Raw genomic sequence first — 3,561 nt, forward strand, 5'->3', positions numbered from 1 at the left:
CCGCCGCGTCACAGCCCGTACCGCTCCCGCGCCTCCTTCACCGCCGTCGCCTTGACCTCGCCGCGCTTGGCGAGTTGGGCGAGCGCGGCGACGACGATGGACTGGGCGTCGACGCCGAAGTGGCGGCGGGCGGCCTCGCGGGTGTCCGACAGGCCGAAGCCGTCGGCGCCGAGGGACGAGTAGTCCTGCTCGACCCACTGGGCGATCTGGTCGGGGACCTGGCGCATGTAGTCGGAGACGGCCAGCACCGGGCCCTCGGCACCCTGGAGGGCCTGGCGGATGTACGGCACCCGCTCCTCGCCCCGCAGCAGCGCGGCGTCCGCCTCCAGGGCGTCCCGGCGCAGCTCGCTCCAGGACGTCGCCGACCACACGTCCGCCGCGACACCCCACTCCTCCGCGAGGAGCTTCTGCGCCTCAAGGGCCCAGTGGATCGCCGTACCGGCGCCCAGGAGCTGGATCCGCGGGGCGTTCGCCACCGGCGAGAGCCCGGCCGACTCCGCCGTGTTGAAGCGGTACAGGCCCTTGACGATGCCCTCGTCGATGCCGAGGCCGGCCGGCTTGGCGGGCTGCGGGAGGGGCTCGTTGTAGACGGTGAGGTAGTAGAAGACGTTCGGGTCCTCGCCCGGCGCCGCCTCGCCGTACATACGGCGCAGGCCGTCCTTCACGATCGTCGCGACCTCGTACGCGAACGCCGGGTCGTACGTCAGCGCCGCCGGGTTGGTGGCCGCGATCACCGGCGAGTGACCGTCCGCGTGCTGCAGGCCCTCGCCCGTCAGCGTCGTACGGCCGGCCGTCGCGCCGACGAGGAAGCCGCGGCCGAGCTGGTCGCCGAGCTGCCACATCTGGTCGGCCGTGCGCTGCCAGCCGAACATCGAGTAGAAGATGTAGAACGGGATCATCGCCTCGCCGTGCGTCGCGTACGACGTCGAAGCGGCGATGAAGTCGGCCATCGAACCGGCCTCGGTGATCCCCTCGTTGAGGATCTGGCCGTCCTTGGCCTCCTTGTAGTACATCAGCTGGTCACGGTCGACCGGCTCGTACGTCTGGCCCTTGGGCGAGTAGATCCCGAGGGAGGGGAACAGGCTCTCCATGCCGAAGGTGCGCGCCTCGTCCGGCACGATCGGCACCCAGCGCCTGCCCGTCTCCTTGTCGCGGACCAGGTCCTTGATGAGACGGACGAACGCCATGGTCGTCGCCACGTTCTGCGAGCCGGAGCCCTTGTCGAAGGACGCGAACGCCTTCTCCGCCGGGGCCGGCAGCGGCGCCACCGGGTGCACGCGGCGGGCCGGGGCCGGGCCGCCGAGGGCGGCGCGGCGCTCCTGGAGGTAGCGGACCTCGGGGGAGTCGGCGCCGGGGTGGCCGTAGGGGACCACACCGTCGACGAAGTCGCTGTCCTTGATCGGCAGCTCCAGCAGGTCCCGCATCGCCTTGAACTCGTCCACCGTCAGCTTCTTCATCTGGTGGTTGGCGTTCTTCGACGCGAAGCCCTCGCCGAGGGTGAAGCCCTTGACGGTCTGGGCCAGGATGACGGTCGGCGCGCCCTTGAACTCCACGGCCGCCTTGTACGCGGCGTAGACCTTGCGTGCCTCGTGACCACCGCGGGAGAGGTGGAAGCACTCCAGGATCTTGTCGTCGCTCAGCAGCTTCGCCATCTCGACGAGCGCCGGGTCCTTGCCGAAGAAGTCCTGGCGGATGTAGGCGGCGTCACGCGTCTGGTACGTCTGCACCTGGGCGTCGGGTACCTCGCGCAGCCGGCGTACGAGCGCGCCGGTGGTGTCGAGGCGGAACAGCTCGTCCCACGCCGTACCCCACAGCGTCTTGATGACGTTCCAGCCCGCGCCCCGGAACTGGGCCTCCAGCTCCTGCACGATCTTGAAGTTGGCGCGGACCGGACCGTCGAGGCGCTGCAGGTTGCAGTTGATGACGAAGGTGAGGTTGTCGAGGCCTTCGCGGGAGGCGAGGGCGAGTGCCGCCGTCGACTCCGGCTCGTCCATCTCGCCGTCGCCGAGGAACGCCCAGACGTGCGAGCCGGTGACGTCCTTGATGCCGCGGTTGGTGAGATAGCGGTTGAAGCGCGCCTGGTAGATGGCGGAGAGGGGGCCGAGGCCCATCGACACGGTCGGGAACTCCCACAGCCAGGGGAGGCGGCGGGGGTGCGGATACGACGGCAGGCCGTTGCCGCCGGCCTCGCGGCGGAAGTTGTCGAGGTGGTGCTCGTTCAGGCGGCCGTCGAGGAAGGCGCGGGCGTAGATGCCGGGGGAGGCGTGGCCCTGGATGTACAGCTGGTCGCCGGAACCGTCGGCTTCCTTGCCCTTGAAGAAGTGGTTGAAGCCCGTCTCGTAGAGCCAGGCGGCGGAGGCGAAGGTGGCGATGTGGCCGCCGACGCCGTATTTGCTGCCGCGGGTGACCATCGCCGCCGCGTTCCAGCGGTTCCACGCGGTGATCTTCCGCTCCATCTCCTCGTCACCGGGCACGCTCGGCTCGGCGGCGGTGGGGATGGTGTTGACGTAGTCCGTCTCCAGCAGCTTGGGCAGCGCGATGCCGTTGCCCTCCGCGCGTTCCAGGGTGCGGCGCATCAGGTACGCGGCGCGGTGCGGGCCCGCCGCCTTGGCGACGGCGTCCAGGGAGGCCTGCCATTCGGCGGTCTCCTCCGGGTCCCGGTCCGGGAGCTGGTCGAGCGCGCTCGGCTGGATGGCGTTGGGGTCGGTCATTGCGCCGCCTTCCTCAGTCGAAGGGGGTTCCCTCATCAGTGCGGGGTCGGGGGTTGCCCTTGGGGGGTGCCCTTTGTCTTTGGCAGGACAGGGCGGGGGCTTCGGTGCGGCGCTGATTTACAGCTCCGTCACGTGGCCCGTCGGCGACTGTAACCCCGTGATCGATGATCGATCAAAGGGTGACGTACGGAAATGTGGTGGATATCGAGAAATTGGCATTCCGTGCCGCTGATACAGGCACGCGGTGCCGCGTTTTCCCTGCTCATCTGAGGTGCGGCAGGCGGATTTGGGCGGGACGCCGCCCGCTCGCGGTGGCCGGCGGGCGGCTCGGGAAGGTCACATCATCGATGTCCGTGCGGGCTCGCCCGTCTCCATCCGCTCTTCCTGGCCGATGGATCGGCGGGCCTGCTCCCGCCCTGTGCGCTCCCGTTCGAGGCGCTCGTGTTCCTCGTGCTGACGTGCGGCCTGCTCCCGTGTGATCACCTCCGTGGCGGCGCCGACGGCGACCGCGACCGGCCATGCCATGGCTCCGGCGGCGGTCATGCCGCCGAGGAGGCCGTAGAAGGCCAGTTTGCGGGGCGAGGGGAGCAGTGAGGTGGCCTTGGTGCCCGTGCGGAAGATGTCGCCCGGAGTCACGTAGGGGATGGGCACGCGGGGATGCGCGGTGTGCAGGTGGACCACCTTGCCGCCCGTGTGCCGCTCCTGGTCGTGCCTCTCTTCCGGGAGTGTCGCCTGGGGCATCGCCTCGGGCTGGTCCTGGAGCCGGTCCTGTTGCCGCGCTTGCTGGATCTGCGATTCGGGGGAAGTCATATCCGTCCTCCCCTGTCGGAAGTGGGTGGTGGTCGGATGT

Annotated in this window: 2 protein-coding genes; both read right to left on the reverse strand. The window is 69.8% G+C overall.

The features are described 5' to 3' along the window. Window positions 1-8: 8 nt before the first annotated feature. Window positions 9-2,711: a pyruvate dehydrogenase (acetyl-transferring), homodimeric type gene (gene aceE, locus STRIP9103_RS12905; protein ID WP_009309489.1), complete on the reverse strand. Its 2,703-nt coding sequence runs from the start codon at window positions 2,709-2,711 to the stop codon at window positions 9-11. Between the two features lie 336 nt (window positions 2,712-3,047). Next, window positions 3,048-3,521, reverse strand: a complete 474-nt coding sequence (locus STRIP9103_RS12910; RefSeq protein WP_048820190.1) for a hypothetical protein — start codon at window positions 3,519-3,521, stop codon at window positions 3,048-3,050. Window positions 3,522-3,561 lie beyond the last annotated feature (40 nt).

Source organism: Streptomyces ipomoeae 91-03, assembly GCF_000317595.1.
Taxonomy (GTDB): domain Bacteria; phylum Actinomycetota; class Actinomycetes; order Streptomycetales; family Streptomycetaceae; genus Streptomyces; species Streptomyces ipomoeae.